The sequence below is a fragment of the Streptomyces sp. NPDC049627 genome, assembly GCF_044465645.1.
Classification (GTDB): domain Bacteria; phylum Actinomycetota; class Actinomycetes; order Streptomycetales; family Streptomycetaceae; genus Streptomyces.
In genome coordinates this window covers 177,970-203,677 of the sequence record NZ_JBITLW010000003.1, presented here as the reverse complement: position 1 = coordinate 203,677, position 25,708 = coordinate 177,970, and the positions used below count along the sequence as shown (strand labels likewise).

25 protein-coding genes are annotated in these 25,708 nt (G+C 72.9%); 7 read left to right on the top strand and 18 right to left on the bottom strand.

Annotated elements, in window-relative coordinates:
- Positions 1 to 224: 224 nt before the first annotated feature.
- From ACIBU0_RS10070 to ACIBU0_RS10045, 6 genes are all read right to left on the bottom strand, one after another.
- Positions 225 to 2,936, bottom strand: coding sequence for a SpoIIE family protein phosphatase (locus tag ACIBU0_RS10070; RefSeq protein ID WP_398814523.1), 2,712 nt, complete (start codon positions 2,934 to 2,936; stop codon positions 225 to 227).
- Between the two features lie 306 nt (positions 2,937 to 3,242).
- Positions 3,243 to 3,707 carry an ATP-binding protein gene (locus ACIBU0_RS10065; RefSeq protein ID WP_398814520.1) on the bottom strand — a complete coding sequence of 155 codons (465 nt, stop codon included), beginning with the start codon at positions 3,705 to 3,707 and terminating at the stop codon, positions 3,243 to 3,245.
- A 96-nt stretch (positions 3,708 to 3,803) separates the two neighbouring features.
- On the bottom strand, positions 3,804 to 4,196 hold the full coding sequence (locus ACIBU0_RS10060; RefSeq protein ID WP_398814517.1) for a (deoxy)nucleoside triphosphate pyrophosphohydrolase: 393 nt from the start codon (positions 4,194 to 4,196) through the stop codon (positions 3,804 to 3,806).
- 41 nt (positions 4,197 to 4,237) lie between these two features.
- Positions 4,238 to 4,429, bottom strand: a complete 192-nt coding sequence (locus tag ACIBU0_RS10055) for an SPOR domain-containing protein (RefSeq protein WP_398814514.1) — start codon at positions 4,427 to 4,429, stop codon at positions 4,238 to 4,240.
- 391 nt (positions 4,430 to 4,820) lie between these two features.
- Positions 4,821 to 5,573, bottom strand: a complete 753-nt coding sequence (locus ACIBU0_RS10050; protein WP_398814511.1) for a GntR family transcriptional regulator — start codon at positions 5,571 to 5,573, stop codon at positions 4,821 to 4,823.
- Between the two features lie 113 nt (positions 5,574 to 5,686).
- A complete protein-coding gene (locus ACIBU0_RS10045) occupies positions 5,687 to 6,955 on the bottom strand; it encodes a DUF4190 domain-containing protein (protein WP_398814508.1) in 1,269 nt (422 codons plus the stop codon).
- A 91-nt stretch (positions 6,956 to 7,046) separates the two neighbouring features.
- On the opposite strand from ACIBU0_RS10045, the gene ACIBU0_RS10040 reads away from it, so the two are divergent.
- Positions 7,047 to 8,255: a serpin family protein gene (locus tag ACIBU0_RS10040; protein WP_398814505.1), complete on the top strand. Its 1,209-nt coding sequence runs from the start codon at positions 7,047 to 7,049 to the stop codon at positions 8,253 to 8,255.
- A gap of 7 nt (positions 8,256 to 8,262) precedes the next feature.
- On the opposite strand, the gene ACIBU0_RS10035 is transcribed toward ACIBU0_RS10040, so the two are convergent.
- The 4 genes from ACIBU0_RS10035 to ACIBU0_RS10020 all read right to left on the bottom strand — a co-directional run bounded on the left by ACIBU0_RS10035 (position 8,263) and on the right by ACIBU0_RS10020 (position 13,068).
- Complete coding sequence (locus tag ACIBU0_RS10035) at positions 8,263 to 9,840, bottom strand: S8 family peptidase (protein WP_398814502.1); 1,578 nt, start codon at positions 9,838 to 9,840, stop codon at positions 8,263 to 8,265.
- A gap of 182 nt (positions 9,841 to 10,022) precedes the next feature.
- Positions 10,023 to 12,362: a DEAD/DEAH box helicase gene (locus ACIBU0_RS10030; RefSeq protein ID WP_398814499.1), complete on the bottom strand. Its 2,340-nt coding sequence runs from the start codon at positions 12,360 to 12,362 to the stop codon at positions 10,023 to 10,025.
- Between the two features lie 99 nt (positions 12,363 to 12,461).
- Positions 12,462 to 12,686, bottom strand: a complete 225-nt coding sequence (locus ACIBU0_RS10025; RefSeq protein WP_398814496.1) for a hypothetical protein — start codon at positions 12,684 to 12,686, stop codon at positions 12,462 to 12,464.
- Between the two features lie 73 nt (positions 12,687 to 12,759).
- A complete protein-coding gene (locus ACIBU0_RS10020) occupies positions 12,760 to 13,068 on the bottom strand; it encodes a hypothetical protein (RefSeq protein WP_398814493.1) in 309 nt (102 codons plus the stop codon).
- A gap of 217 nt (positions 13,069 to 13,285) precedes the next feature.
- On the opposite strand from ACIBU0_RS10020, the gene ACIBU0_RS10015 reads away from it, so the two are divergent.
- On the top strand, positions 13,286 to 14,098 hold the full coding sequence (locus ACIBU0_RS10015) for an ABC transporter permease (protein ID WP_398814490.1): 813 nt from the start codon (positions 13,286 to 13,288) through the stop codon (positions 14,096 to 14,098).
- A 2-nt stretch (positions 14,099 to 14,100) separates the two neighbouring features.
- Positions 14,101 to 14,835, top strand: a complete 735-nt coding sequence (locus ACIBU0_RS10010; RefSeq protein WP_398814487.1) for an ABC transporter ATP-binding protein — start codon at positions 14,101 to 14,103, stop codon at positions 14,833 to 14,835.
- 7 nt (positions 14,836 to 14,842) lie between these two features.
- Here the strand turns inward: ACIBU0_RS10010 and ACIBU0_RS10005 are convergent, their stop codons facing one another.
- The 8 genes from ACIBU0_RS10005 to ACIBU0_RS09970 form a co-directional block, all read right to left on the bottom strand.
- Positions 14,843 to 15,520 carry a helix-turn-helix transcriptional regulator gene (locus ACIBU0_RS10005; RefSeq protein WP_398814485.1) on the bottom strand — a complete coding sequence of 226 codons (678 nt, stop codon included), beginning with the start codon at positions 15,518 to 15,520 and terminating at the stop codon, positions 14,843 to 14,845.
- Positions 15,521 to 15,697: 177 nt separating this feature from the next.
- A complete protein-coding gene (locus ACIBU0_RS10000) occupies positions 15,698 to 16,168 on the bottom strand; it encodes a DUF2511 domain-containing protein (protein WP_398814483.1) in 471 nt (156 codons plus the stop codon).
- On the bottom strand, positions 16,165 to 17,082 hold the full coding sequence (locus ACIBU0_RS09995; protein ID WP_398814480.1) for an ATP-binding cassette domain-containing protein: 918 nt from the start codon (positions 17,080 to 17,082) through the stop codon (positions 16,165 to 16,167). Before ACIBU0_RS09995 ends, ACIBU0_RS10000 begins: the two co-directional genes overlap by 4 nt.
- Positions 17,079 to 17,876, bottom strand: coding sequence for a hypothetical protein (locus ACIBU0_RS09990; protein WP_398814477.1), 798 nt, complete (start codon positions 17,874 to 17,876; stop codon positions 17,079 to 17,081). The genes ACIBU0_RS09995 and ACIBU0_RS09990 overlap by 4 nt, the downstream gene beginning before the upstream one ends.
- On the bottom strand, positions 17,873 to 18,010 hold the full coding sequence (locus ACIBU0_RS09985) for a hypothetical protein (RefSeq protein ID WP_398814474.1): 138 nt from the start codon (positions 18,008 to 18,010) through the stop codon (positions 17,873 to 17,875). Before ACIBU0_RS09985 ends, ACIBU0_RS09990 begins: the two co-directional genes overlap by 4 nt.
- A complete protein-coding gene (locus ACIBU0_RS09980) occupies positions 18,003 to 18,641 on the bottom strand; it encodes a hypothetical protein (RefSeq protein ID WP_398814471.1) in 639 nt (212 codons plus the stop codon). Before ACIBU0_RS09980 ends, ACIBU0_RS09985 begins: the two co-directional genes overlap by 8 nt.
- A gap of 158 nt (positions 18,642 to 18,799) precedes the next feature.
- Positions 18,800 to 19,732 carry a hypothetical protein gene (locus ACIBU0_RS09975; protein WP_398814468.1) on the bottom strand — a complete coding sequence of 311 codons (933 nt, stop codon included), beginning with the start codon at positions 19,730 to 19,732 and terminating at the stop codon, positions 18,800 to 18,802.
- Positions 19,729 to 20,286, bottom strand: coding sequence for an RNA polymerase sigma factor (locus ACIBU0_RS09970; RefSeq protein ID WP_398814465.1), 558 nt, complete (start codon positions 20,284 to 20,286; stop codon positions 19,729 to 19,731). Before ACIBU0_RS09970 ends, ACIBU0_RS09975 begins: the two co-directional genes overlap by 4 nt.
- Positions 20,287 to 20,516: 230 nt before the next feature.
- Between ACIBU0_RS09970 and ACIBU0_RS09965 the strand changes: the two genes are divergently transcribed.
- The 4 genes from ACIBU0_RS09965 to ACIBU0_RS09950 all read left to right on the top strand — a co-directional run bounded on the left by ACIBU0_RS09965 (position 20,517) and on the right by ACIBU0_RS09950 (position 25,703).
- On the top strand, positions 20,517 to 20,687 hold the full coding sequence (locus ACIBU0_RS09965; protein ID WP_398814462.1) for a gallidermin/nisin family lantibiotic: 171 nt from the start codon (positions 20,517 to 20,519) through the stop codon (positions 20,685 to 20,687).
- Positions 20,688 to 20,848: 161 nt separating this feature from the next.
- Positions 20,849 to 24,100: a lantibiotic dehydratase gene (locus tag ACIBU0_RS09960; protein ID WP_398814460.1), complete on the top strand. Its 3,252-nt coding sequence runs from the start codon at positions 20,849 to 20,851 to the stop codon at positions 24,098 to 24,100.
- On the top strand, positions 24,097 to 24,351 hold the full coding sequence (locus tag ACIBU0_RS09955) for a hypothetical protein (protein WP_398814457.1): 255 nt from the start codon (positions 24,097 to 24,099) through the stop codon (positions 24,349 to 24,351). Before ACIBU0_RS09960 ends, ACIBU0_RS09955 begins: the two co-directional genes overlap by 4 nt.
- Positions 24,348 to 25,703 (top strand): lanthionine synthetase C family protein, encoded by a 1,356-nt coding sequence (locus tag ACIBU0_RS09950; RefSeq protein WP_398814454.1) that lies wholly within the window; start codon positions 24,348 to 24,350, stop codon positions 25,701 to 25,703. Before ACIBU0_RS09955 ends, ACIBU0_RS09950 begins: the two co-directional genes overlap by 4 nt.
- Positions 25,704 to 25,708 lie beyond the last annotated feature (5 nt).

Here is a 25,708-nt window from a genome sequence, read left to right as displayed (position 1 = left end):
CGCCCCACAGGGCCACCGGCCCCCGACAACGAATGCCGCACGGGCGACGGCGCGGGCGGGAAAGCCAACCCGCACGGACGGTGCGGGCGGGAACACCATCCCAACGGCGAACCCGCACCCGCCAACGGCGAGACCGCCCCACAAGGGCCACCCGCACCCGGCAACGAAACCCGCACGGGCGGTGCGGGTGGGAAACACCCCCGGCCGAAGGCGAAGCCGAGGGCTCAGAACAGGCTCAGGAGCGCCTCCGCCGGATCCGCGAGCCCGTTCTCCCCGCCGGGCAACGGCAGTTCGAACCACACCGTCTTGCCGCGAGGCGTCCGCCGCGACCCCCACGCCGCACTGAGCAGTCCGACGAGCTGCAGCCCCCGGCCCCCCTCGTCCGTGTCCCGCGCCCGGCGCCGCCGCGGCTGCACCAGCCCGGAGTCCCACACCTCGCACACCAGCGTGCGGTCCAGCAGCAGCCTGAGCCGGATCTCACCCTCCCCGTACCGAAGGGCGTTGGTGACCAGCTCGCTGACCAGCAGCTCGGTCGTGTCGACGAGCGGCTCCAGGTCCCACGACAGCAGCTGCCCACGGGCGTACTCACGGGCCCGCCCCACACTGCGCGGCTCCCGCGGCAGCGTCCAGTCGCCCACCGACTCCGCCGGCAGACCCTGGACGCGGGCCATCAGCAACGCGATGTCGTCCTCGCCGTGGTGGCTGTCGAGGGTGTTGAGGACGTGATCGCAGACGTCCTCCAGAGGGCGCGTGGGATCAGTGAGCGCGCCGACGAAAGCCTGCAGCCCCTCGTCCAGCGGATGGTCGCGGGACTCGACCAGTCCATCCGTGTAGAGCGCCAGCAGCGCGCCCTCCGGCAGCTCGACCTCCACCTCCTCGAACGGCTCCCCGCCCACGCCCAGCGGCATCCCCGGCGGCACGTCCAGCATCAGCGCCGATTCACCGGGCTCGACCAGGACCGGCGGCAGATGCCCGGCGTTGGCGAAGGTGCAGCGGCGCGTGACGGAGTCGTAGACGGCGTAGACGCAGGTCGCGAGGTACACCTCGGACAGGTCGGCCTCCCGGGGCCGGCGGGCCGCACGCGTGGCCTGCTGAACGCCCCCGGGCGCGCCCAGGCCGCGCGCGATCTCGTCCAGCGCCGAGAGGACCTCGGCCGGTTCGAGGTCCAGCAGCGCCAGTGTTCGTACAGCCGAACGGAGTTCGCCCATCGCGACGGCCGCGCGCAGGCCTCGCCCCATGACGTCCCCGACGACCAACGCCGTGCGGTGGCCGGGAAGTTCTATGACGTCGAACCAGTCGCCGCCCACCTCGCTGGGCCGGTCGGAGGAGGCGTTGCCCGGCAGATACCGGCACGCGATGTCCAGGCCGGAGGCCACCGGGTCCCCCGGCGGCAGCAGCGACCGCTGCAGTATCAGCGCCCGCTCGTGCTCGCGCCGGTACAGACGGGCGTTGTCGATGCACACCGCAGCCCGAGCCGCCAGCTCCACCGCGAGGTCGCGGTCCCGGTCCCCGAACGGCTCGCTGCCCTTCGTCCGGGCGAACTGCGCCAGTCCTACGACCGTGTCGTGGGCGACCATCGGCACGGCCAGCGTGGACTGCACGAGGCCGCCCTCCTCGCCGGGCACATGCCGCGGCCGGGCGGTGCGCAGGGCGTCCGCGCAGGGCGAGTTGAAGGGGTAGTGGTGGACCGCGCCGACCGCGACGGGGGCGCCGCCGCCGACGAACGGCGCGTCCGAGACCGCGCTGGCGAAGGCGACGCGGCGCAGCTCCGCGCTGCCGTCGGCGAGGCCGGGCGGGGTCTCGTCGCCGGCCAGCAGGCCCTGGTAGAGGTCGACCGTGGCCAGGTCGCAGAAGCCGGGCACGACGACGTCGAGGAGTTCGCGGGCCGTGGTCTCCAGGTCGAGGGAGTTGCCGATCCGGGCGCCGGCCTCGTTCAGGAGGGCGAGATTGCGCCGCGCGGCAGCCGCCTCGCGGGCGGCGGCGCGGCGGGCGGTGATGTCGGTGCCGAGCCATGCGATGCCGATGGGACGGCCGCTGCCGCTGTGCACCCGGTAGAGGTTGATGGACCAGTGGCGACGCTCGTCGGAGCCGGGCAGGAAGCCCGTGACGTGCATGTCCGTGATGGAGTTGCCGCTCTCCAGGACCCGGCGCAGGGTGGCCGTGACCCGGTCGGCCTCGGGCCGGGGCAGATAGTCGTGGACGCCGCGGCCGCGGTGGTCGTCCGGTGTACCGCCGAAGAGGGAGGCGAACCGGTGGTTGACGCGGCGGACCTTGAGTTCGGGGTCGATCAGCACGAAGCCGAACGGAGATTGACCGAAAATGGACTGCGAGGCAGCCAGGTCGGTCTCCATCCGGCGCAGGGTGCGGACGTCGACGACGATGCACACGGCGGCCCTCTCGCCGTCCTCCGTCCGCGTCGGCATCACGTACACCTCGGCGAGGCCGTCCTTGCCGTGCCCCGCGTCGCCGTCGTCGGGCATCCGGAAGGGGACGACACCGGTCCACTCCCGCCCGTCCAGGATCTCGGCCATCTTGCGCTGGCCCTGCTCGCGCAGATCGGGGTCGATGAAGGTCTCTATGGGGTCCATACCCGCGGCGCGCTCGGCCGGGATGCCGAAGAGCTGCTCGGCACGCAGGCTCCACTGGTCGACCAGGCCGTCGGGGCCGATGGAGAAGGACGCGACCTTGATGTAGTCGTAGATCGAGCCGGGCGGGCTGCTCTGCCAGACCGCGTCGCCGGAACGAGCGTCGTCGGAGGCCTGTGTGTCCGGTGAGGCATGAGAGGCATTTGTGGCCGTGGAGGCCTGTGTGGCTTTGTAGGCCTGTGTGACTTCGGAGGCCTGTGTGTCGTAGGCAGTCCGCTCCCCCGCGGCCTTCGCCCTCGCGCCGTCCGACGGGTCCTCGGACCCCGTGGCCCTCGCTGGTATCTCGCTCACGCGAACCGTCCCCTCCAGCTCACCGCGTCCGGCACCGGTCACCGGCGGCGGCTGCCCGCAGTATCCAGCACTACGGCTCCGCACAACACGGTGTTCACGATCACAGCACGTTCCCGATGGTTTTCGGTCCCGGCCGCAGAAACACTTCCAGACTTCTAACCAGCGGACACGCAGTCGAATCACGCGACGGAAGACCTGCCACTGGCCTGAACCAGTCGCTCGACAGTGCGGGGGCGTACGTACAGCCGCATGGACACCTACTGACGGGTTGTCCAGGACCCCGGGGACCACCGGAGGAACCAGAGGTCACTCCGGCACCGCGAGCTCGAACCACACCGTCTTGCCGGTGCTGCGGCCCGGCCGGGTTCCCCAGCGGCGCGAGGAGTGCGCCACGAGCTGGAGTCCGCGGCCGCTTTCGTCCTCGGGCCGGGCCGTGCGTTCGCGGGGCGGGTCGGGGAGGGGGTCGGAGACCTCGACCAGGAGGACGCCGTCGAGCGAGGCGGGACGCACCAGGCGTACGCCGATGGGGCCCGTGGCGTGCCGGAGGGAGTTGGTGACCAGCTCACTGACCAACAGCGCCGCGAGGTCGGCGAGGCTGTCCAGACCCCAGTCGCGCAGCCGGCCGCGGACGGCGGCACGCGCGGCGCGCACTGCGCCCGGCTCTGCGGGAAAGCTCCACTCGGCGCAGTCGCCATGGGTGTCGATCACGCCGATCACTTCCCAGGCCAGCGGGTTCGCCCATGTCCGGTTTCGTGGGGTTAATAGGCACATACCCGATATTCGGGGGCGGGTACCGGCTTCATTCGGGGCGGGTACCCCCCTCGTTCGGGGATGTGCCCCGGCCTCGGCGCATCCCGCGGTTCGGCCTCACAGCCGCCGCGCCACCTCCCGCACGGCCGGCACATCCTGGTCCAGCCAGTCGACGTCCCACAGTTCTCCGGGACTCAGCCAGCGCAGCGCATCGTGATCCTGCAGCGGCTTGGGCTCCCCCGCCCCGGGGAGAAGACGGGCGGTCCACACCTGGAGGACATAGGGCGGCTTCAGCGGCCACTGGCCCGGCACCCGCTCGATCACCTCGACCTCGACGCCGAGTTCCTCCCGCAGTTCGCGCACCAGCGCCGCCTCGGGCGCTTCCCCGGGCTCGACCTTTCCTCCGGGCAACTCCCAGCGCCCGGCCAGGTCCTCGGGGGCACTGCGGCGCGCCGCGAGCAGGCGGCCCGCTTCCAGGAGCGCGGCACCGACCACGATCTGTTCCGTCATGCGCCGGAGCCTACGGGAGCGGCACCGCGGGCGCCGATCCGTCAGCTGTCGGCGCTGTTTCCGTTCTGAGCGATCCGCTCGACCCAGTAGAGCTGTTTGTGCCCCCGGTTATCCAGGCTGTCCGCGATCTTCTGGGCCTCCGCCCGGGTCGCGTACCGGCCCACGCGGTAGCGATTGCCGTTGTCGTCCTGCCGGACGACGAGCCAAGGAAGAGTGATCGTGCTGTCGTTCATCGCGCCCCCCTGCTCCTTCCCGCCCACGACCGCCCGAGTCCCTCCCCCAGCCTTCGGCCGGGGGGACCCCCATCTCGCTCCGCTCGCGGCCTGTGCCGTGCCCCGCCCGCTAAGGAAACCGCAATCCGCATATGCCCGAGCCTACGCCTAACCTTTACGGAGCGAATACGGCTTTTCACAAAGAGGTACGCAACCAGCCAAGTCGGCGGGGGCGCACGGCATCGAATGCGCCGTGCGCCAACATCGATGCATCCGGTCACAGGCATACCGAGGACGCCCGCTACGACCTGCGAAAACGGCCAGATTCCAACCGCGCCGGAAGGGGCGGGAGTTGGGGTTCTGACGGGGGTAACTGCCGTGAAGGTGTGCGCTACTTCACCAACGGTGTGCGCTACTTCACGGGTAGGTGGTACGCGACGCGGTAGCGGTCCGCCGGGATCACCACGTCCGCCGTCTCCACGGGGCGGCCGGACGCGTAGTAGGTGCGCTGGATGACGAGGACCACATGGCCGGGGACGCCGCCCAGCGCCAGCAGTTCCTCCGCCAGGCCGGGGCGCGCGCCGACCTCCTCCGTCACGTTGTCCACGACGACGTCGATGGCCGCCATGCGCTCGACGACGCCCATGCCGCCGAGCGGGCCCTCCTCGGGCAGCATCACGGGCGTACGGCCGGTGACGGCGAGGGGTTCCCAGGAGGTGGAGAGCATCATCGCCTCGCCGGCGTCCCGGAAGACGTACCGCGTGCACATCACGCGGTCGCCGGGCCGGATGGCGAGCCGCTCGGCGACGGCGACGCTCGCCTCGGCCTGCTCGCTGCTGGACTCCCAGGTGCCGCGGGCCTCGCCGTCGGCCTGCTCCTGACGGAAGGGGGTGGCGCCGCTCGGCGGGCGGAAGCCGGAGCGGGCGACCCGGCGGGGCACGGGACGCTCGCGCACATACGTCCCGGACCCGGAGCGGCCCTCGACCAGGCCCTCGGCCATCAGGACCTTGCGCGCCTCCAGGGCGACGGTGTCCGAGACGCCGTACTCCTCGCGGATCCTGGCCTGGGACGGGAGGCGGGTGTGCGGTGGCAGCGAACCGTCGACGATCTTCTTGCGGAGATCACCCGCGACGCGCAGGTACGCCGGCTGCTCACCGAAAGTCACTGGCCGCTCCCATCAGGTTGTACAGACAGCAACAGCGTGGCAACCGTGGGTTGTCCCGTGCAAGCAAAGGCCAGAGAATCACTCGATGTGATGACTTGTGCCCGGTGAGGGCTTTACGCAGGCGCTTTCTCCCCGCTATAGCCGCGCTCACACATCGGCTCACACAGTTCCGCCCCCACCGACACGCTCCCGCCCCCCTTGTCCGAGTCGTCCTCGTACGTCGTCGGGAGGCTGGTGTCCAGGCTCAGAGCCTTGCGCGCGGTGACGGTCGTGGGGCCGTCGACGTAGGCGTACGCCTCGTCGTAGTGCGCGTAGAACACGTCCGGGTCGTCGGTCTTCGCCGCCTGGGCCCACTCCTTGCGGGCGGCCTCCATCTCCAGCGCCAGCTCGGTGACCGGCTGGGCGGCGGTCTTCGACCAGGTGTGCCCGCGCAGCGCCGCGATCTGCTCGCCGAGCACCGCGTGGACGTCCTTGGCCCAGGCCTGGTTCGCCGCCAGGTCGTCCTCGGGCAGGTCCTCGGGCTCCTCGTACAGCACCGTGTCGACGGCGTTGGTCGCGGAGAGGAAGGCGATCTGGTCCGCGTCGAGCGTCGTCGCGTCGCTGCGCACCGAGCCGGTCAGCTTGCCGTTGTCCTCCGTGCTGCCGAACAGGCAGGTGATCTCGCGGTCGCCGAAGCGCCAGCTCTGGCGGGACGGGATGAAGTAGTAGACGTCCGCGTCGTCCGGCAGGGCCCAGGTGTCCATGGCGTAGTCGTCGGAGAGCGCGTAGCACTTGTCGTCGGCGGTCCGGGTGACCTCGTCGTCGCCGGGGAAGGCCCCGCCCGGCAGCTTGACCACCGCGAAGACCTCGCCGTCGTGGCTGCCGTCGCAGGGCACCTCTTCGACGTCGTACGCCTCCCCCTCCAGGTTGCCGCCCGGCGAGTCGAAGCAGTCGCCCTTGGCGAGCGCGTAGGCGGTGCCCTCGCCGCTCGCGGCGCCCTTGAAGCCGTCCCAGAAGTCGGAGGCGGCGCCCGTGGACAGCGCCAGCGCCCACAGCACGAGGCCTGCGGAGGACAGCACGGACCCGGCGATCGCCATGCCCTTGCCGCGCTCGCCCTTCTTCCTGATCTGCGCCAGCGCGACCAGCCCGAGCACGAGTCCCACGGCCGGCAGGAAGCACAGGAGGCCGAGGACCAGGGCGCTGATGGCGACGCCGTTGACGGGCGTCCGGCTGCCGAAGGGGCCGTACGGGCCGTAGGGGAGGTAGGCGTACGGTCCCTGGGCTCCGCCGGCGCCGTGCGGGTACGGCGCCGGCGGCGGGTACTGGCCCTGCGCGTACGGCCCTTGGGGCTGCTCCGGGGACCCTTGGGGGTGCTGGGGTCCGGAGGGCGGAGGTATGGACACGGGTACCGTGCTCCTCGTTCGGGCGGCGGGGCCGGCAGTGGAACTGGCGTGCGACTGGGCGAATCGTAAGCGTGGGGTGCGGGGGGACGTGATGCGGGTGACGAATACGACGATCCGGGCGGTGAACGGGCTGACCGCTCGATGGGCGGAGGCTTCGGGAGCCGCCGAGGGCGGGACGGTCCTGTCGGCGGCCGGTGTGTGGCCGCTGCTGGCCTTCCTGGCGGACGGTTCGGGCGGTCCGGCGCGGGAGGAGCTGGCCGACGCGGTCGGGCTTCCGGCGGAGCAGGCGGCGGGCGCGGCCCGGGAGTTGTTGGGCGCCATGGGCGCGATGCGGGGGCTGGACTCGGCGCTCGGGTTGTGGACGAAGCGGACGCTGGAGTTGCGGGAACGGTGGGAGGCGGGGCTGCCGGCGGCGGCGCACGGGGTGCTCACCGGTGACGAGCGGGCCGACAGGGCGGCGCTGGACGCGTGGGCGGTGAAGCGGACGGGCGGGTTGGTCGAGAAGATGCCCGTCCGGCTGGACGAGGACACCCAGATGGTGCTGGCGAGTGCGCTGGCGTTGCGGACGCAGTGGCTACGGCCCTTCCGGGACTGGCCGATGCGCCCGGAGGCCGGGCCGTGGAGCGACCGGACGCTGCTCGGACTCCACCGGCGGAGCACACTGCTGGACCGGGTCGGGGTCGCGGACACGCCGGCCGGCCATGTCACCGAGCTGAAGGTGCTGGGTGACAACGCGATCGACGTGCATCTGCTGCTGGGCGAGGAGGGGATGACTCCGGGGCAGGTGCTGGGGGCCGGGGTGGACGTCCTGGCGCGCAGGTGTGCGGTGGTGCCGGGGACGCATCTTCCTTACGGGGTGGTGGGGCCGGGACTGCGGGTCGTGAAGAAGCGCTCCGCGCGGCCCGAACCGCCGACGCTGGAGACAGCGACCGTGGCGTTCGGCGTGAGCGCGCAGCACGATCTGCTGGAGCTGCACCGCGTCTTCGGGCTCACCACCGCGATGGACAGGACCCGCGGCCACTTCCCCGGCGTCAGCGGCTTTCCGCTCGCCGTCGGGTCGGCCCGGCAGTCCACGACGGCGACCTTCGGGCCGCTCGGCTTCCGTGCGGCGGCGGTGACGGCCTTCGCCGCCGCGGCCGGCGGCGGCGTCCCACAGCTCCGCTGGGTGACCACCTCCGTCAAGGCCACCTTCGACCGCCCCTTCGGCTTCCTCGCCCTGCGCCGCCACACACGGCTCGTCCTCGCGGCGGGCTGGGTCACCGACCCGGAGCCGTACCGCGAGGACGAGGTGGACTGGTGACGCGGGACTAGAACTGCAGCGCCCAGGCGTCGATCCGCCCGGTGTCGAGGTTCGCGTTGTCGCTCACGCGCAGCTTCCACGTGCCGTTGGCCGCCTCGGAGGAGGCGTTCACGGTGTACGTGGTGTTGATGTTGTCCGAACTGCCGCCCGTGCCGTACGACTTGAGCGTGTACGCCGTGCCGTCCGGGGCGATCAGCTGGACCTGGAGGTCGCCGATGTACGTGTGGACGATGTGGACCTCGACGGCGAGGGCCGAGGGCGCGTTGCCGGAGACGCCGGAGACCGTCACCGGGGACTCGACCGTGGAGTTGTCGCTGATCGTGTAGTCGGCGGTGTTCTCGAAGCGCGGGCCGGGCGGGGTCGTCGTACCGCCGCCGACGTAGAGGAGCCGGTTGGGCGAGCCCGTGCCGGGGCTGGTGACGACGCCGGTGGTGGCGGCGGACGTCAGGGCGGAGCCGACCTGGGCGGGGGTGGCCGTCGGATGGTCGGCCAGGTAGAGGGCGGCGGCGCCGGCCACGTGCGGGGACGCCATCGACGTACCGGAGATGGTGTTGGTGGCCGAGTCGCTGCTGTTCCAGGCCGAGGTGATGGACGAGCCGGGGGCGAAGAGATCGAGGACCGAACCGTAGTTGGAGTAGCTCGCCTTCGCGTCGCTGCTCGTCGTCGCGCCGACGGTGATCGCCTCGCTCACGCGAGCGGGCGAGTGGTTGCTCGCGTTGTCGGTCTCGTTGCCCGCGGCCACGGCGAAGGTGATGCCGGAGGCGATGGCGTTGCGCACGGCCGCGTCGAGGGCGGTGTCGACGTCGCCGCCGAGGGACATGTTGGCGACGGCCGGCTTGACGGCGTTCTGGGCGACCCAGTCGATGCCGGCGACGACCTGCTCGGTGGTGCCCTGGCCGGAGTTGTTCAGGACCCGGACGCCGACGATCTTGGCCTTCTTGGCGACGCCGTACGCGTTCCCGGCGATCGTGCCCGCGACGTGCGTGCCGTGGCCGTGGCCGTCCTGGGCGGTGTTGTCGTTGTCGACGGCGTCGTAGCCGTAGGAGGCACGGCCGCCGAAGTCGGTGTGGGTGATGCGGACGCCGGTGTCGATGACGTACGCGGTCACGCCCTGCCCGGCCGAGTCCGGGTAGGTGTAGGAGTTGTCGCGCGGGAGGGCGCGCTGGTCGATGCGGTCCAGGCCCCAGGAGGGCGGGTTGGTCTGGGTCGCGTCGACATGGAAGGTGCGGTTCTGGACGACGGAGGCGACCGCCGGGTCGGCGGCGAGCCGCTTCGCCTCGGTCTCGGAGGCCTCGATCGCATAGCCGTTGAGGGCCTTCTTGTACGTCCGCTCGATGTCCGCGCCGTACTTCTCGACGAGGGCACGCCCCGCCGTGGAGCCCGAACGGGCATGGTCGGCCCTGAGCGTCACGATGTAGCTGTCGGCCACGGCATTGGCCGCGCCCGCGTACTGGATACGGCCCTCGGGAGCGGCCGCGGCGGGGAGAGCGGAGACGAGGCTCGCGGTGAGGGCCGCGGTGGCCGCCACGCTGAGGGCGGCAAGTCTTCGCCGGTTGTCTCTGCGGGAGTTACGCATCACTGCCATCTGAGGGGTCCTCCTCAATCGGTGGTGCGCTTGTGGGGGCGACACCCGAGTGGGCAGGGGCATGTCAATTCCCTGTGCCACTCCTGTGTGTCAGCCGAAAGATTGAGGCCTCCACAGGAATTGCACAAGGGCCCTGCACGCCGAACTCCTGGACGCGAAGGCCATGGGCGCGGCAGCGGAACTCACGCCCCCAGCCGTGCCTGCTCCTCCTCCACGATCCGGCGGGCCAGGGCGAGGTCCGAGATGTCGACGGCGTCCGGTGTCGCCTCGGCGACCGCGCTGCGGCGGGCGTACGCGTCGAACAGGCGGGACTTGTTCTCCAGCATCCGCACCAGGCGTTCGTCCACGCCTGACGTGCAGAGCAGGCGGTGCACGCGGACCGAGCGGACCTGGCCCATGCGGTGGGCGCGGGCGACCGCCTGGTGTTCGACGGTCGGCTTGAGCTGCGGCTCGCAGAGGATCACGACGGAGGCGGCCTGCATGTTGAGGCCCACTCCGCCCGCCTCGATCTGCGCGAGCAGCACGGCGTGCCCGGGCGCGGCGGCGAAGTCGTCGACGAGTTGCTGCCGGCGGGCGGGCGGCACGCTGCCCGAGATCGGCCCGAACACCCGCCCGGCCCTCGGCCCCGGCGCCCGGCCCGGGCCCGTCCGCTCCCTCGGCGCCGATACGTCCCGTACGGCGGCGATCTCCCCCTGGCCCGGTGTGTCCGGCGTGGCTGCCCTTTTCGCCACCGGGCCCCGCGCATCCGCTGCGGCTCGCCCCTCTTCGGACCCCGGCTCGTCCCGCGGGCCTGCTTCCGCCCCTGGCCCGGCCGCGTCCGTGAGCGCCTCCCGTACCACTGCCAGCACGTCCCGGAACGCCGAGAACACCACCACCTTCAGCCCGTTCTCGGCGGCCTCCCCGGCGATCTCGCGCAGCCGGTGCAGCTTGGCCGACCGCTCCGGACGCGCGTACGCCGCCCTGCGCATCGCCATGAAGTTGCCGGCGCGCACGGCCTCGCGGTAAGCGTCCTCGTCGGCCGCGCTGGGCTCCTCCCACTCGTCCGTGTGCTGCAGCGCCGGGAGTTCGGTGAGCACGTCCTGCTGGTTGCGGCGCAGATAGACCGGTGCGACCGCCTTGCGGAACGCCTTGGAACCCGCGACGCCGTCGTGCTCGTCGACGGTCCCGGCCAGCTCGGGCTGGAGGATCCGCACCAGGCTGCGGAACTCCTCGACGCGGTTCTCCATGGGCGTACCGGTCAGGAACAGCACGCGGTCGCAGTGCTCCGCCCACTCGGAGACGGTCATGGAGCGGCGGGTGCGGGGGTTCTTCACGTAGTGGGCCTCGTCCACGACGAGCATGCCCAACTCGCCGCCACCGGGCACCGGAAAGCCCCGCAGGGCGTCGAAGGTCGTGACCGCGACGCCGCCCCGCCCCTTCCAGTCGGCGAACGCGTCCTGCCGGTCGGGGCCGTGCAGCGGTGTCACGCGCAGTGCGCTGCGCTTCTCGGTCTCGCGGGTCCAGTTGATCAGCACGCTGGCCGGACAGACCACCATGAAGTGGCTCTGCCCCTCGGCGGCCAGGTGCGCGAGTGCGGCGATGGCCTGGATCGTCTTGCCCAGTCCCATCTCGTCGCCGAGGATCGTCCGGCGCTGGGCGAGGGCGAAGCGGGTGCCGAAAGCCTGGTAGCCGCGCAGGGAGACCCGGCGGTGGGTGTCGTCGAGCGTCTGAGTCCGGACCCGGTCGGCCACCTCGTCGGGCAGGAAGCCCTCGGCCGCCGCCGGGTCGGGGGCGCGGCCCGAGAGCTCGGCGAGCAGGCCGTAGTACTCGGCGGAGCGCAGCTCGAAGTCGACCAGGGCGGCCACCTCGGACTCCGGGCGGCGCAGCAGGTCGACCGAGGCCTGGGCGAGCAGTCGGGGCACGGCCTCCTGCTCGGCCTGCCCGGTCAGCGCGCGGATCTCCGCCACGGCCGCCAGCGCCCCCTCCCGTCCGGCCCGCCCCGCGAACAGCATGCGCAGCCGCCCTGCCGCGGGTGCCGCCTCGGCCAGCAGCGGGCCGAGCTGCTTCGTCAGCGCCCCGGCCGCCTCGACGGCCCGGCGTGCCTCGGGGCCGGCCTCCACCAGGACGTTCAGCGCGACGACCAGGGCGGTGGTCCGGGGTTCGGGCCGGTCGACGTCGATGTGGACGGCGATGGTGTCCCGTACGGCCTCGGCGATCCGCCGGGCTGCGGCCACCGTCTGATCGGCGGTCTGCTGCCCGACCCCGCGGAGCTGGCGCAGCCGGTACGGACCGGCGTCGAGCACCTGCCCGACCGTCCGGAACCCGCCCTTCTCCACCTCCCCCAGCCGCAGCCGGCCCTCGGTGAGGTCCTGCAGCCGGGCCACCGGGATGACGTCGAGTTCACGCCGCGCCAGCTCGTCGTGGATCGGTGCCAGAGCCCCCCGTACGGCGTCGACGGCCCGTGCGTGATCGTCGGCCACCGCCTGCGCCGCCTCGTACAGCCGCCCGCCCCGGGCCACCGCCTCCCGCTCGCTCCGCCCCATCGCGCCCCGGCCTCTCTCGCCCGCCCCTCCCCACCGCGTCCCCGCATCCTGCCATCAGGGTGGGGGCCGCATCGACGTCGAGGGCCGCGATCGACCGGCTCAGCGGCCCTGTTCGATCCTCGCCTGCTCCCGCAACTCGTCGTACGTGTCCTCGTCGAGGGCCGACTCGGGCAGCGTCGTGACCGACCACGGGACGGGGCAGGGCGGGGCGTGGTCGGGGTCGGGGCAGAGCAGCTTGGTGATCTGTTCCTGGATCTGCTCGGCCTGCTGCCGCGTGGCATAGAGGCCCAGCCGCACTTCCCAGACGCTCGGCTCTTCCGGCATTGCTCACCTTTCCCTCTATGGGCGGAGAAAAGGATAGGGGGCGGCTCTGCCGCCCCCCACCTCTTTTCGGACGCTACCAAAGGCGCTTGACGTCGCAGTGGCGCTTGTAGTGGCCGTCCGGCACGGGGACGTTGCGCTTGGCGTCGTTGATGGCGTTCTGCTGGCTGTTGCCGCTGCCGGTGCCGCGGTCGTAGCCGACGACGTGGTTGTCGCTGATGCGCACGATCTGGCACTGGACCGTGGCGTGCCAGGTCCGCTGGATCGTGATGCCGCTCTGCGGCGCGGCCTGCTGGAGGGTGTCGGCGGATGCGGCCGGCGCCGCGAGGCCGCCGAGCGCGACGGCCAGCGCGCCGACGGTGAGCGCGGTACGGAGCTTCCTCATGGATCTTCCTCGCTTCGTCGTTGGTGGTGGTGCGAGTGCGTGCCGCGGCGCCTTCGACCCTCGCACCCGGCGCCCGCCGAACGCAGCCTCCGACGGGGAGTTGGCAGTCCGGTGTCAGTCGGCAGTCCGTTCACTGCCATGGGCGGACGGCCCTGAACCGACACGGCGGACGCCGCTACGTACTGGGCGTACCGACAGCGGTCACGGAGGAGAACACATGGCGTACGACACGGCCGACACGGCCCGGCCGCCCCGCGTGGGGCAGCGCGACAACCCCTCGCTGGCGACGGTGGTGGGAACCGAACTGGCACGCAACAAGCGGGGGTTCGTCCCCTGGTACCACCTGCTCGCGCCCGTCGTCATCACCGTGCCCCTCTTCCTCGGCGCCCTCGGCTCCTCGGAGGCGAAGGCCGGCCAGACCTTCGAGGTCTTCCGCAACGTGACGCTCGAGTTCTGGGGCGTGCTGGTGCCGATGACGGCAGGGCTCGCCGCGGCGCTGACGGTCCGCGCCGACCAGGACGCCTGGCGGCTGCTGCTGTCGTACGGCGTGCCGCGCCGGCGGTACTTCATCGGCAAGGTGGCCGCCCTGGGAGTCCTCGGGTTCGTGTCCTCCACCGTTCTGCTGGTGATGCTCTCGCTCGGCGCGGTGATCAGCGGGAAGTTCCCCGAGGCGATGGGGACGGTGGCCGCGGCGGTCTATCTGCCCTGGCTGGTGGGGCTCTCCATGACGGCGATGGCCGTCCTGGTGGCCGTGATGTGGGGTACCGGGCCCAGCATCGGGGTGGGAGTCGCGGGGCTGCTGTGCGGGGCGCTCGTCTCGGACAAGGTCTTCTGGTTCCTCGTGCCCTTCTCCTGGCCGATGCGGGTGGTGCTGCCGCTGGCCGGGATCGGGCCCAACGGGGTGCCCCTGCCCGACGACAGCCCCGTGACCGACCCGTCGGCGATCCCGCTCGCGGTGGGCCTCGCCGTCGTCCTGACCGGGCTGCTGCTGATCGCCGGCAGTGCGCACATGAGCCGTAAGGAGATCTGATCATGACCGCGAACGCGACCACGGCGGTCCCCGCGCTGGCCATCGAGCAGTTGCACAAGCACTACGGCGCCCACCGGGCCCTCGATGGTGTGGATCTCACCGTGCGGCAAGGTGAGGTCTACGGTCTGCTGGGGCCGAACGGCGCCGGCAAGACGACCCTGATGAAGGCGGTGCTGGGGCTGCAACGGCCCACCTCGGGCCGTATCGAACTGTTCGGCGGACCGGTCGGGCGGGAGTCGCTCGCCGAGGTCGGGGCGCTGATCGAGGTCCCCGGCCTGTGGCCGACGCTGACCGGGCAGGAGACGCTGAAGGTCCACGCCGGTCTGCGCTGTGTGCCCGAGGAGTGGATCGAGCCGGCGCTGGAGCTGGTGAAGATGACCGAGGCGCGCGACCGGCGGGTCGGCGCCTACTCGCTCGGCATGCGCTGGCGGCTGGGCATCGCCGTCGCGCTGCTGGCCCGGCCCCGGCTGATCGTCCTCGACGAGCCCACCAACGGGCTGGACCCCGTGGGCATCCGGGAGATGCGCGGGATCATCCGGTCGCTGGCCGGCGAGGGGGTGGCGGTGCTGATCGCCAGCCACCAGCTGGCCGAGGTGGCCCAGGTCTGCGACCGGGTGCACGTGCTGGTGGCCGGACGGACGCGGTACGAAGGCCCGCTGGCCGGCCTCGCCGTGGACGGCGACCTGGAGGCCGGCTTCTTCCGGCTGCTGGAGACCGCCGACGCGGGCGTGCGCTGACGCCGGATCAGGATGCGTGTTTCGGCCGGGTCCGGTCGGTGACGGCGGCCCGGCGGCGCAGGGGAGTCGCTCCGGCCGGGGCAGACACGCGCGACACCAGTTCGGCCCGGCCCCGCACGCCGAGCTCGTCGTAGAGCCTGCGGATACGGCGGTACATGGACCGCTCGGAACAGTAGTGGCGCCGCGCGATCTCGGAGACCGTCATGGACGTACACAGCTCGCGGACCAGCTCCCGTTCGTCCCGGCGCAGTTCCGTGGCGGCCGGGAGCACGGGCCGCGGGGGCTCGTCCGTCGGGGCCTCGTCGGCTTCGTCGCCGTGCGCGTGGGCGTGGGCGGACAGCTGTGCATGCACCATGCCGATCTGACTCTCGCCGGAAATGGCCAGGTTGAAGACGAAGTTCGCCCCCGAACGGATGGCGTAGTAGGTGTGGTGGCCCGAGACGTCGTTGGTGACGGCGATCAGCAGGGCGAGCGGATGCCGTACCCGTATGGTGCGCAGTTCCTCGGCCTGGAACTCGCTGTTGACCGGGAGCAGCACCGGAAGGTCGAGCGCGCCGTCGGATGCCGCCAGGTCGTCGTCGTCCACGAAGTCGACGCGGTCAAGGCTGCGGCGGAGGGTGTCGAGTGAGGAATCCGTCGGGTGCGTCGGGTCGAAGTGGCTCTTGAGGCCGGAGTGGACCAGCACGTGAAAAGGCTGAGACTGGTGCACAGCGAATCTTTCCCCCGTGTGTTGTGAATCCCTTTGTCGTCGGAAGGTGCCGTCGGACGGTTGCCGCCGTCGGGCCTGACGGCCGGCGACGCGTGGTCAGCGCGTGCCGGCCGGGTCGGGCCGTCGGGGGTCCTGTCGTCGGGTCGTCCCGCGTCAGGTCGTCCCGCAGAGCTTCATGGTCCTGCTGAGCAGAACTCCCAGACTCACCTTGTCACCCCCCTCGCCGGTCGCGCGAACCGGTGCGATGTCGTCGTAACCCGCCTTGCGGGCCCGCTCGTTGAGCGCGTAGGTGGTGCCGTCGGGAACGGTGAAGACGGCCTGGTCGCCGGCGCGGCACTCGGCGGTGCCGCGGTCGACGGTCAGCGGCCACATGTAGCCGAGGTTCTTCTCGCTGATCACCTGCTTCGTGGAGGTCGGGCTGGGCAGGGGCGACGGGTCGTCACCGCCGGTGTCCGTGCGGCCGCCGCCACCGCAGGCGGCGAGGGACAGCAGGGTCAGGGCCGTGAGGGCGGTTGCCGCGGCGAGGGCGGTCGTGCGGTTCTTCGGGGTCGTGCGGTTCTTCATGGTCAGGTGGTTCTTCGGGGTCAGGTGGTTCTTCGGGATCATGTGGTTCTTCGGGGTCATGTGTCGGCCACCTCGTTCCGGAGGGTGCGGGTGTGGTGGAGGGCGCTGTCGGCGGCGAGCAGGGCGGCGTAGCCGTCCTCCAGGGACGGCTCGACCGGGCGGGCACCGGCGGGCGGTGTGGCGGTGACGATGCGGTACTCGGCCTCCCCGGCCGTGCTCACCGCGCTCACCACCTGGGCGCCCGGCGGGGGTCCGCTCGCCGGGCCGTCGGTCCGGACCACGTAGGTGTAGCCCGCGGCCTGGCCGACCAGTGCGGCGGTGGTGTCGTGGAAGACCAGCCGGCCCGAGGCGAGCACCGCCACCTCGGGGCAGGTCTGGGCCACGTCGTCGAGGATGTGGGTGGACAGCAGGACGGTACGGCTGCCGCCGAGTCCGGCGAGCAGGGCGCGAAAGCGCATCCGTTCGTGCGGGTCGAGGCCGGTGGTGGGCTCGTCCACGATCAGCACGGACGGGTTGCCCATCAGGGCCTGCGCGATGCCGATGCGCCGGCGCATGCCGCCGGAGAAACCGGCGAGCCGCTCGGCGGCCCGGTCGGCCAGGCCGACCTCGGCGAGGCGGTCCTCCACCTGACGGCGGCGGTCCCGCTTGTCGTTCAGGCCCTTGAGCACCCCGATGTAGTCGAGGAACTCACGTGCCGTCAGGTCGGGGTAGAGGGACAGCTCCTGCGGCAGATAGCCGAGGGTGCGTTTGGCCGCGGTGAGTCCGGCGGTCGTCGAGAGGTCGTTCCCGGCGACGCGGACCCGGCCGGAGGTGGGCCGCAGGACGCCGGTGAGAATGCGCAGCAGGGTCGTCTTGCCGGCGCCGTTGGCGCCCAGCAGACCGACGGTGCCGCTGTCGATGGCCAGGTCGACGGCGTCCAGCGCACGGCGCCCGCCACGGTAGACCTTGGTCAGCGCTTCCGTGGTGATGTTCATGATGCTCCGTGTCGTCTAATACGGGCGACGAGATGGCCGAGCGCGGAGCAGGCCAGGGCCGTCGCGAGGACGAGGGCGAGGTTGAGCAGGGCGGTCGTGTCGGTCACGGCGGGGCGCAGTGCCCCGGTGCCCTGCCGGGCCGCCCATACCTGCGGGGCGCCTGCCCAGGCCACGAGCGGGTAGCCGCCGAGCGGGGACAGGACGGTGCCGGTCGCCGTCGGGACCGGCGAGAACGCCGGAGGGAAGTGACAGGCCCACAGCCACACCACGACCAGGACGGCCCGGGCGGCCGCCACCGGCATCAGGACGCCCAGCAGGCCGCCGAGCGCCGTGGCGAGCGCGGCCGCCGGGAGTACGGCCGTGAGCAGCGCGACGGCCGCCGAGCCGAGCGGCGCCGGGGAGCCCTCCGTCGCCGTGACGAGCACCGCGTACAGCAGATACAGGGCGGCGACCGGCGTCAGCGCGGTCAGCAGCGGGCCGGCGAGGGTCCCGGCGGTGCGCGCGAGGGGTGCGGCCGGCGTGGCGGTGAGCAACTCGGGCATGCCGCGCGTCTCCACGCCGCGGCGCAGCCGGTCGGCGAGCGCGAGCCCGACGCCCAGTGCGCACAGGGTGTTGACGAGCACCGCGGCGGCGCCGGTCCGGGCCGCGGGGTCGGCGTGACCGGTGACGGCGGGCGAGGACACGGCGAGCAGCAGGCTCAGCAGGGCCAGGGGCAGCACCGCACCCCACACCACTTTGCGCCGGGCCGCCATCAGCGCCTCGTACCGCAGGGTCCACAGCAGAGCGGCCATCATGTCTCCCCGTCGGTGACGTACGCGTCGGTGTCGCGGCCGTGCCGGGCGCCCGCACCGACGGACAACTCCGGCAACGCCTGCCCACCGCCCGGCGCGACAGGTCCGGCCGGCGGTTCAGCCGGCAGTTCAGCCATCGGATCCCCCGTCGGTGCCGTACGCGTCCGAGCCCCGCCCCAGCCGGGCGCCCGGTTCGAGGGCCTTCAGGGCCCGTGCGGTGAGCAGGGCGCCGACGACCAGTTCGGGCAGTGCCCGGCCGGTGCCGTCGGGCAGGACGTGGTCGATCAGCAGGAGCTTGGCCAGGACGGCCGCGACGACCAGACCGGTGGCGGGGGCCGCCGATCCGGAGCGCGCTGTGGCCCATACCGCCGCGCCGCTCAGCAGCACGGTCAGCCCGGCCAGTTCCAGCAGGACGGTCCCGGTGTCGACGGAGTGGCCCCCCGTGAGGTTCAGCAGGGTCACCAGGGCCGGCGCCACGGCCGCCGTGACCGTGGCCGGCCAGCTCAGGCGCCGGGCGACGGTGAGGGGATAGGGGGTGGGCAGCGACAGATGCAGCTCCGGCGACGGCTCGCGCACCACGACGGCCGCACAGGCCAGTGCCGTGGCGGCGGGCAGCGCGCAGCTCAGCAGGGTGCGGCCCAGCAGCATGCCGGCGCCGGGGCCCGCGGCGTAGGCCACGTAGGCGAGGAGCGCCGCCAGCACCGGCAGCACGACGGCCTGTCTCCCGCAGCGGCGTGCTTCGTACGCCCACCACGTCGCAGCGGTCATGGTGCGGTTCCTCCCCCTTCCGTTCCGTCCTCCCGGTCGCCTCGGCCGGCGCGGGAGGTGTACCGCCGTCCGGGGTCGGCCGCGGGGGCCGGTCGACCCCGGAGCGGCGGTACACCCAGTACGTAGCGGCGCGGGCGACGACGGTTCACACAACTCGGCTACCGCGGGGGAGCCGTGCCCAGGAAGGAGCGCATCGCGCCGACGGCCCAGCCCAGCAGGACGGCGGCGAGGGCCAGTGTCCACGGCGTCGTCGCCAGCAGCGGGTTCAACAGGGCGTCGAGCGGTGTGGGGACCAGGCCCTGCGGGCCGCTCAGCACGCCCAGCAGCCACACGGTCCCGCCCGCCGCGGCCCCGGCCGCCGGACCGACCCGGACCGAGAGCGCGAGCGCGACGGACGCCGCCAGCAGTGACTCGCCGAGCCACGCCGAGACCACCGGCCACCAGCCGGGCGGACCGTCGACCAGCGTGGAACAGACCATGGCCAGCGCCACGTCGGCGCACAGCACCACCGTCAGCCGGGCCAGGAACACCGCGGCGGGCGGCACCGGAAGCGTGAACAGCACTTCGCGCCGGGGGTCCCAGCGGGGCGAGGCCGCCATCAGTGCGCCGAGCATCACCAGCAGCACCACCACGGCGGCGAAGAGCCGCAGTCCGAACCGTTCGTGGACCTGCACCGACGCCAGCAGGGCCGCTCCGACGAACGCGGCGGCGCTCAGCGGGGCCCAGCTGCGGGGCATCAACACCGCCTGCCGGGCCACCAGTTGCCAGGTCGTCCGCCAGGAGCCGGCAGCGCCCTGAGGCGCCTCGGACCGCTCCCCGGACGGTACGGCGGACCGCACGTCCGCGCCGGACCGCACGTCCGCGCCGGACAGCGCGGCGCCCAGCAGGGCGTCGAACGAGGGCGGGGAGACGGCCTGTTCCGCGGTCTGCGCCTGCACCGCCGTACCGATGTCCCGCCAGACCGCCAGTCTCGTACGGCAGTCGTCGCACCCCGCCAGGTGCCGGTCGTGCGGCGGGTCGTCCTGCGATCCGTCGGGTGCCGGGCGCGCCAGGAGGGCCAGGGCGTCGTCCGTGAGGTGTTCTGTCGTCATCGTCGTTCCGCTTCTTCCAGCCGCCGGGCGGCGAGCATGCGGCCCAACCGCTGTCGCGCCTGGGACATTCTGCTCTTGACGGTGCCCACCGGGATGGCGAGCACGGTGGCCACTTCGGGGTAGGGCAGTTCCTCGACGAGGACCAGCGCGAGCACCTCGCGCAGATGCCCCGGGAGGGCCTCGACGGCCGTCATCAGCTCGGTGTGCTCGGCGTCCCGGAGGATCTGGTCCTCCACGCCCGGCGCCGGGTCCGCCACGTCCTTCGCCTCGGCCAGGTCCGCGAACTGCGGTCTGCTGCGGCGCAGTTGGTTGTGGGCCTGCCGCCGGGCCACGCCCATCACCCACCCCTTGACCGAGGACTCGCCACGGAAGGCGGCCGCCGACCGCCACACGGCGAGCCAGGTCTCCTGGAGGATCTCCTCCGCCACCCCCTGGTCGGAGGTGAGTCTGCGCAGGAGACGCAGTACGGCGGCGGCATGCCTGTCGTAGAGGACACGCAGGGCGGTTTGGTCGCCGTCGGCCACGGCGGCGATCAGGGCTTCGTCCGGACACACACCACGTACGTATCCACAAGCGCCGCTCCGGTTCACGGGTGCGGCCGTTCCGCGTGATTCTGTCCGGAACTCGATGGGCGTCCGGTGCCGCACGGGGCGACGGCTGCCACAGGACTGCCAAGGCTGCCAATCCGGCCGAGATCTGTTGTTCCGCCGCGAACGGCCATGGTTCGGTGATGTCCGGATCGCGATTCACGCATGTTTGTTCGAATCTCGCGAAGGAGTTCAGCATGGGCATCAACACCCCTGCCGTGTCGTACAACGACACGGACCTGTTCGACCTCGACGTGGAGATCGGTGTCGAGCAGTCGGTCGCCGGCCCGGCCATCACCAGCGTCTCGTGGTGCACCCCGGGCTGCACCAGCGAAGGCGGCGGCTCCGGCTGCAGCCACTGCTGCTGACGGCTGACGACAGCGACAACAGCGCGCGCCATGGGGGCCGGGGCGCCCCGGCCCCCATGGCCATGCGCCGGCCGGCCAGAAGGCGGAAAGCCGAGAAGCCGACAAGGCGCAAAGGCGAAAAGGCCAGGAGAGCAGAAGGCCAGAGAGGGGCGAGGGACATCGTGGGGGAATCTGCACGCGAGCGCGGCAGCGGACGACAGAGCCCGTTCGAGGCCGGAGACGTCTTCCTGTACCGGGCGCCCCTGGCACCGCACAGCGCAGGCCTGCCCCTGCCCGCCGCGGGCCCCCAGGACCTGACGGCCTGCGCCGGCCTGATCGGCGCGGTCCCCGCGGACCCCGCGCTGAGTGAGGCCCTCGCGCAAGCCTCCCCCAGCCTCAGCGCCATGGTCCGCCGCGTCACCGGGCGCGGCACCGACGGAATCAAGGCGGGCCAGCTGCGCCGGGCCGCCCTCGCCGTGCTGCGCTACGACATCCGGATGCGCACCCGGCCCACCCCCTTCGGCCTCTTCGCGGGCGTGGCCACCGGCCGCTTCGACTCCGCCGCCAAGCTGGAGCGGGGCACCCGCCACCGGGCCCGTACCCACGCCGACATGCAGTGGCTGACCAGGATCGGCCACCGCCTCGAACGGGACCCGGCCGTCCTGTCCGCGCTCACCGTCCAGGCCCACCAGGCCCTGGTCGTCCGCGGCGACCGGCTGGTCCTCACCGCGTCCTCCGCGCAGGGCGTACGGCTCAGCGAGGGCGGCGAGACACGCTCCACCGTGTCGGTGCGGCTGACCCCCGTCGTCGAACGGGCCGTGGCCGAGGCCCGGGCCCCGCTGCCGTACGACGAACTGGTCGCACGCACCGCGGCCGCCTTTCCCGGCGCCCCCCTCGATCGCGTGGGCGCGCTGGTCGCCGAGCTGGTGCGGCAGGAGATCCTCATCACCGGGCTGCGCCCGCCCCTGGACGGCGGCGACCCGCTGGACCACGTACTGAACCTGCTGGCGCCGGTGGCCGACCCGTCGGAGGAGACCGGGCGCATCCACACCGCGCTGCTGGCGATGGACCGCGAGCGCCGGACGTACGACGCGGCACCGGTCGGCGCCGGGCGCGACCTGCTGGAGCGGCTGCTGCGGACGGCACGGGACGTGGAGAGCGACGACACGCCCCTGCACATCGACACCCGTCTCGACGCCACCCTCCATCTGCCGTACGCGGTGCGGGAGTCGGTCGAGCGGGCCACCGGCGTGATGTGGCGGCTGTCCCGCCCCAAGCTGGGGCTGTATTCCTTACGCGACTACCACCGCCGGTTCCTCGACGTCTACGGCGCCGACCGCCTCGTACCGGTCCTCGAACTCCTCGACGAGTCGACCGGGCTCGGCGCCCCGGCCGGCTACGGCTGGCCCAACGGGGACACGCCTCCCGTTCCGACGCCGGATCCTCCGCGCACCGCCCGCCGGGACCGCGCCATGGCCCGGCTGGTCGCCGCCGCGCAGCGCGGCGGACGGCGCGAGGTCGTCATCGGTGACGCGGACCTCGACGCGCTGTGCCACGACACCGCCGACCCGGCGGAGCTGCCCAACTCCGCGGAGGTGACGGTGCAGGTCGTCGCACCCTCGGTCCAGGCGCTGGACGACGGGGACTTCCGGGTCTTCCTGTCGCCCTCACCCGGGTCGCACCGGGCCGGGTCGACGTTCGCCCGGTTCGCCGACCTCGACCCCGGCTGGCGGGCGGAGTTCGCCGCGCTGCACAGGGCGAACCCCGTCCACGTCGAGGGCGCCGTGGCCGTCGACCTCGCCTTCCGGACCCGCTCGGGACGGGCCGCCAACCTCGCCCACACCATCCCGGCGACCGGCCGCCGTATCGCCGTCGGCGTCCCCGATCTGCCCGGAGCGTCCGGCACGTCCGACGTATCCGGCGCATCCGGCGCATCCGGCGTGGAGGAGCTGCGCCTGGCGGACATCGGCATCGGCGCGACCCTGGACCGGCTGACCGCCGTCCACGTTCCCACCGGCCGGGAGATCGTGCCCGTGCTCGGCAACATGGTCAGCGCCCCGGCCCAAGCACCCAACGCGGTACGGCTGTTGTGGGAGATCGGCCTGGAGGGGCAGCGCCTGTGGGAACCGTGGCACTGGGGGCCGCTGGCCGACGCGCCCTTCGTGCCGCGTGTGCGGTACGGCGAGTTCGTGCTGGCCTGCGCCGTGTGGCGGCTGGACGAGCTGCGCGAGCGGGCCGGGGAGGCGAGGGGCGCCGACTGGGACGGGGCGGTCGGCGGGTGGCGGGACGCGTGGGACGTGCCGCGCCGTGTCCTCGTCGTCACCACCGACCAGCGGCTGCTGCTCGACCTGGACGACGTGTGGCACCGCGAGCTGCTGCGCGACCAGGTGCTGCGGCATCCCGATCTGATCGCCCAGGAGGTTCCCGGCGAGTACGAGGGGTGGCTGGACAGCCCGCTCGCCGGGCACACCGTCGAGCTGGTCGTGCCGCTGACCCGCCGGGAGTCCGGCGTGCCCCGGCGGAGGCCGTACGCCGGCCGCCATCAGCCCGAACGTGCCGTGCACGGCCTGGGCGGCGAGTGGCTGTACCTCAAGCTGCACGGATCGAGCCGCGCCCAGGACGACCTTCTGCGCGACCACCTCCCCGAACTGGTGCGCCTGGCGGGCGAGAAGGGCAGCGACGGCTGGTTCTTCATCCGCTACACCGACGAGGCCGGCCACCACCTGCGGCTGCGCCTGCACGACGCCCGGCCCGAGCGGCTGTGGGGTTCGGTCGCGCCCGCGGTGGGCGAACTGCTGACGGGCTGGCAGCGGCAGGGCCTGGTGCGCGGCCACGCACTCGCGCAGTACGACCCGGAGACCGAGCGGTACGGCGGCCCGGCCGCCGAGCGCCTCGCCGAGCGGGTGTTCCAGTACGACAGCGAGGCCGCCGTGGCCCTGCTGCACCTGGCCAAGGACCCGGCGAACGACTACGGCGTCGACGACCTCGCGGTCATCTCCTGCGCCGCGCTGGCCCACGCCTTCGGCCCTCCGCCGCCCGGGCACCCCCTGCTCACCGAGGACTTCGGGGACGACGCGGCGGCGGCGTGGCTCTCGATGACCGGCTCCCGCCGCGACCTGCCCGCCGCCTTCCGCACCCGGGCCGCCCACTGGCGCCGCCTGATCGACCCCTACGGAGGCTGGCCCGCCCTCGCCCACGACCCCGCGGGAGCCCGGGCCCTGGCCGCGCTGAACGCCCGCGACGAGGCCGTGCGCCGGCTGGCCGCCCTCGTCCGGGAGTCCGGCGACACCCCCGAGGGCCGGGTCGTCGGCAGCCTCCTGCACATGACCTGCAACCGCCTCTTCGGCGGCGAGAGCACCCGCGAGCTGACCGTCCTCGGCATCGCCCGCGGCGCCGTCCAGGACAACCTCCACCGCCGGAGCCACACGCCATGACCACCACCACACCCAACCCCCCGGAAACGGCCACCCAAACTCCACCGGACACCCCGAGCAACACCGCCCACCGCCCGGCCCACTCCGCACGGAAGACCGCCGACACCCCCCACGGCCGAGCCATCACCAGCCTCTTGCACACGACCCGCAACCACCCCTTCGGCGGCGACAGCACCCGCGAGCAGACCACACCCGGCATCGCCGGCGGCGCCGTCCAGGACAACCCCCACCGCCGGAGCCACACACCATGACCACCACCACACCCAGCACCCGGGACGCGGTCGCCCTGGTCGCCGACCGGCTCGCCGACCCCGGGGAGGTCGCCGCGGTCGCCTCCCGTGACGACAACCGCGACCCCGTCTACGACTCCGTCATGTGGGGGCCGATGACCCTCGCCAACGGCCTGCCCGGGGTCGCCCTGCTGTACGGGGAGCTGGCCCGCACCGACGAGGCCTGGCGGCGCACGGCGCACCTTCACCTCGCGGCCGCGGCCCGGGCCATGAACTCCGCGCCGAGCCGCGGTCTGTTCTCCGGCCCCGCCGCCCTGCTCGCCGCCGCCCAGAGCTGCGCGGGCCCCGAAGGGCACTACGGTGCGCTGCGCCGGAAGCTGGCCGCCTGGGTCGCCGAGGACCAGCTGACCCGGCTGCGCACCTTCCGCGACCGTGCCGCGAGCGGCGGCAGGGGCGTCGACTGGGCGGCGTACGACCTGATCAACGGGGTGTCGGGGACGACCCGGCTGCTGCTGGACGCGGCGGCCGACCCCGCCGAGACCGGTCCCGAGGTGGAGACAGCGCTGGCCGGTTCCCTCCGTCATCTCGTGCGGCTCACCGAGCCCGTCCGGATCGACGGCCACGAGATCCCCGGCTGGTGGGTGCCCTCGGAGCTCCAGCTCGGCAAGCGGGACCGGCGGATGTATCCGCGCGGGGACTTCAACCTGGGCATGGCGCACGGCATCGCCGGACCGCTCACGGTGCTCTGCTCGGCGTACGAGGCCGGACACCAAATCCCCGGGCTGGTCGAGGCCGTGGACCGCGTCGCCGACTGGCTGCTGGGCTGGACGCTGCACGACCCGGCCGGGGCCTACTGGCCGGCCCGGGTGAGCTGGGACGACGAACTGGCGCCCGAGCGGCCGCGCGAGCTGTTCACCCGCACCGCCTGGTGCTACGGCGCTCCAGGGGTCGCCGCTGCCCTCTTCCACGCCGGGACCGTCCTGGACCGGCCGCTGTGGCGCACGGCCGCCGTGGACGCCCTGCGCGCGGCGCTGCGCCGGGACGAGTCGCTCTGGGCGATCGAGGGCGCCACCGTCTGCCACGGCTACGCGGGGCTGCTGCGGGTCGTGGCCCGCGTCGCGCAGGCCGCCGACGACCCCGAACTGCTCGCCGGGCGCGCCCGGTTGACGGAGAAGGTCCTCCAGTGCGCCGACGAGGAGGCACCCTTCGGCTTCCGCCACCTCATGCGCTTCCCGGCCGCCGCGCACTCACCGGTCCCCCACCGGGCCGTGAACACGGCCGGGATGCTCGAAGGCGCGGCCGGCGTCGCCCTGTCGCTGCTGCCGGTGGACCCGGGACCGCTGCCGTGGGACCGCACGCTGGGACTGGCCTGAACCGC

Coding starts and splice junctions, on each gene's coding strand:
- ACIBU0_RS10065 (WP_398814520.1), bottom strand. CDS start 3,707: ATGTGCCTATTAACCCCACGAAACCGGACATGGGCGAACCCGCTGGCC.
- ACIBU0_RS10060 (WP_398814517.1), bottom strand. CDS start 4,196: ATGACGGAACAGATCGTGGTCGGTGCCGCGCTCCTGGAAGCGGGCCGC.
- ACIBU0_RS10055 (WP_398814514.1), bottom strand. CDS start 4,429: ATGAACGACAGCACGATCACTCTTCCTTGGCTCGTCGTCCGGCAGGAC.
- ACIBU0_RS10040 (WP_398814505.1), top strand. CDS start 7,047: ATGCGGGTGACGAATACGACGATCCGGGCGGTGAACGGGCTGACCGCT.
- ACIBU0_RS10035 (WP_398814502.1), bottom strand. CDS start 9,840: ATGGCAGTGATGCGTAACTCCCGCAGAGACAACCGGCGAAGACTTGCC.
- ACIBU0_RS10030 (WP_398814499.1), bottom strand. CDS start 12,362: ATGGGGCGGAGCGAGCGGGAGGCGGTGGCCCGGGGCGGGCGGCTGTAC.
- ACIBU0_RS10025 (WP_398814496.1), bottom strand. CDS start 12,686: ATGCCGGAAGAGCCGAGCGTCTGGGAAGTGCGGCTGGGCCTCTATGCC.
- ACIBU0_RS10020 (WP_398814493.1), bottom strand. CDS start 13,068: ATGAGGAAGCTCCGTACCGCGCTCACCGTCGGCGCGCTGGCCGTCGCG.
- ACIBU0_RS10015 (WP_398814490.1), top strand. CDS start 13,286: ATGGCGTACGACACGGCCGACACGGCCCGGCCGCCCCGCGTGGGGCAG.
- ACIBU0_RS10010 (WP_398814487.1), top strand. CDS start 14,101: ATGACCGCGAACGCGACCACGGCGGTCCCCGCGCTGGCCATCGAGCAG.
- ACIBU0_RS10000 (WP_398814483.1), bottom strand. CDS start 16,168: ATGACCCCGAAGAACCACATGATCCCGAAGAACCACCTGACCCCGAAG.
- ACIBU0_RS09995 (WP_398814480.1), bottom strand. CDS start 17,082: ATGAACATCACCACGGAAGCGCTGACCAAGGTCTACCGTGGCGGGCGC.
- ACIBU0_RS09990 (WP_398814477.1), bottom strand. CDS start 17,876: ATGATGGCCGCTCTGCTGTGGACCCTGCGGTACGAGGCGCTGATGGCG.
- ACIBU0_RS09985 (WP_398814474.1), bottom strand. CDS start 18,010: ATGGCTGAACTGCCGGCTGAACCGCCGGCCGGACCTGTCGCGCCGGGC.
- ACIBU0_RS09980 (WP_398814471.1), bottom strand. CDS start 18,641: ATGACCGCTGCGACGTGGTGGGCGTACGAAGCACGCCGCTGCGGGAGA.
- ACIBU0_RS09975 (WP_398814468.1), bottom strand. CDS start 19,732: ATGACGACAGAACACCTCACGGACGACGCCCTGGCCCTCCTGGCGCGC.
- ACIBU0_RS09965 (WP_398814462.1), top strand. CDS start 20,517: ATGGGCATCAACACCCCTGCCGTGTCGTACAACGACACGGACCTGTTC.
- ACIBU0_RS09955 (WP_398814457.1), top strand. CDS start 24,097: ATGACCACCACCACACCCAACCCCCCGGAAACGGCCACCCAAACTCCA.
- ACIBU0_RS09950 (WP_398814454.1), top strand. CDS start 24,348: ATGACCACCACCACACCCAGCACCCGGGACGCGGTCGCCCTGGTCGCC.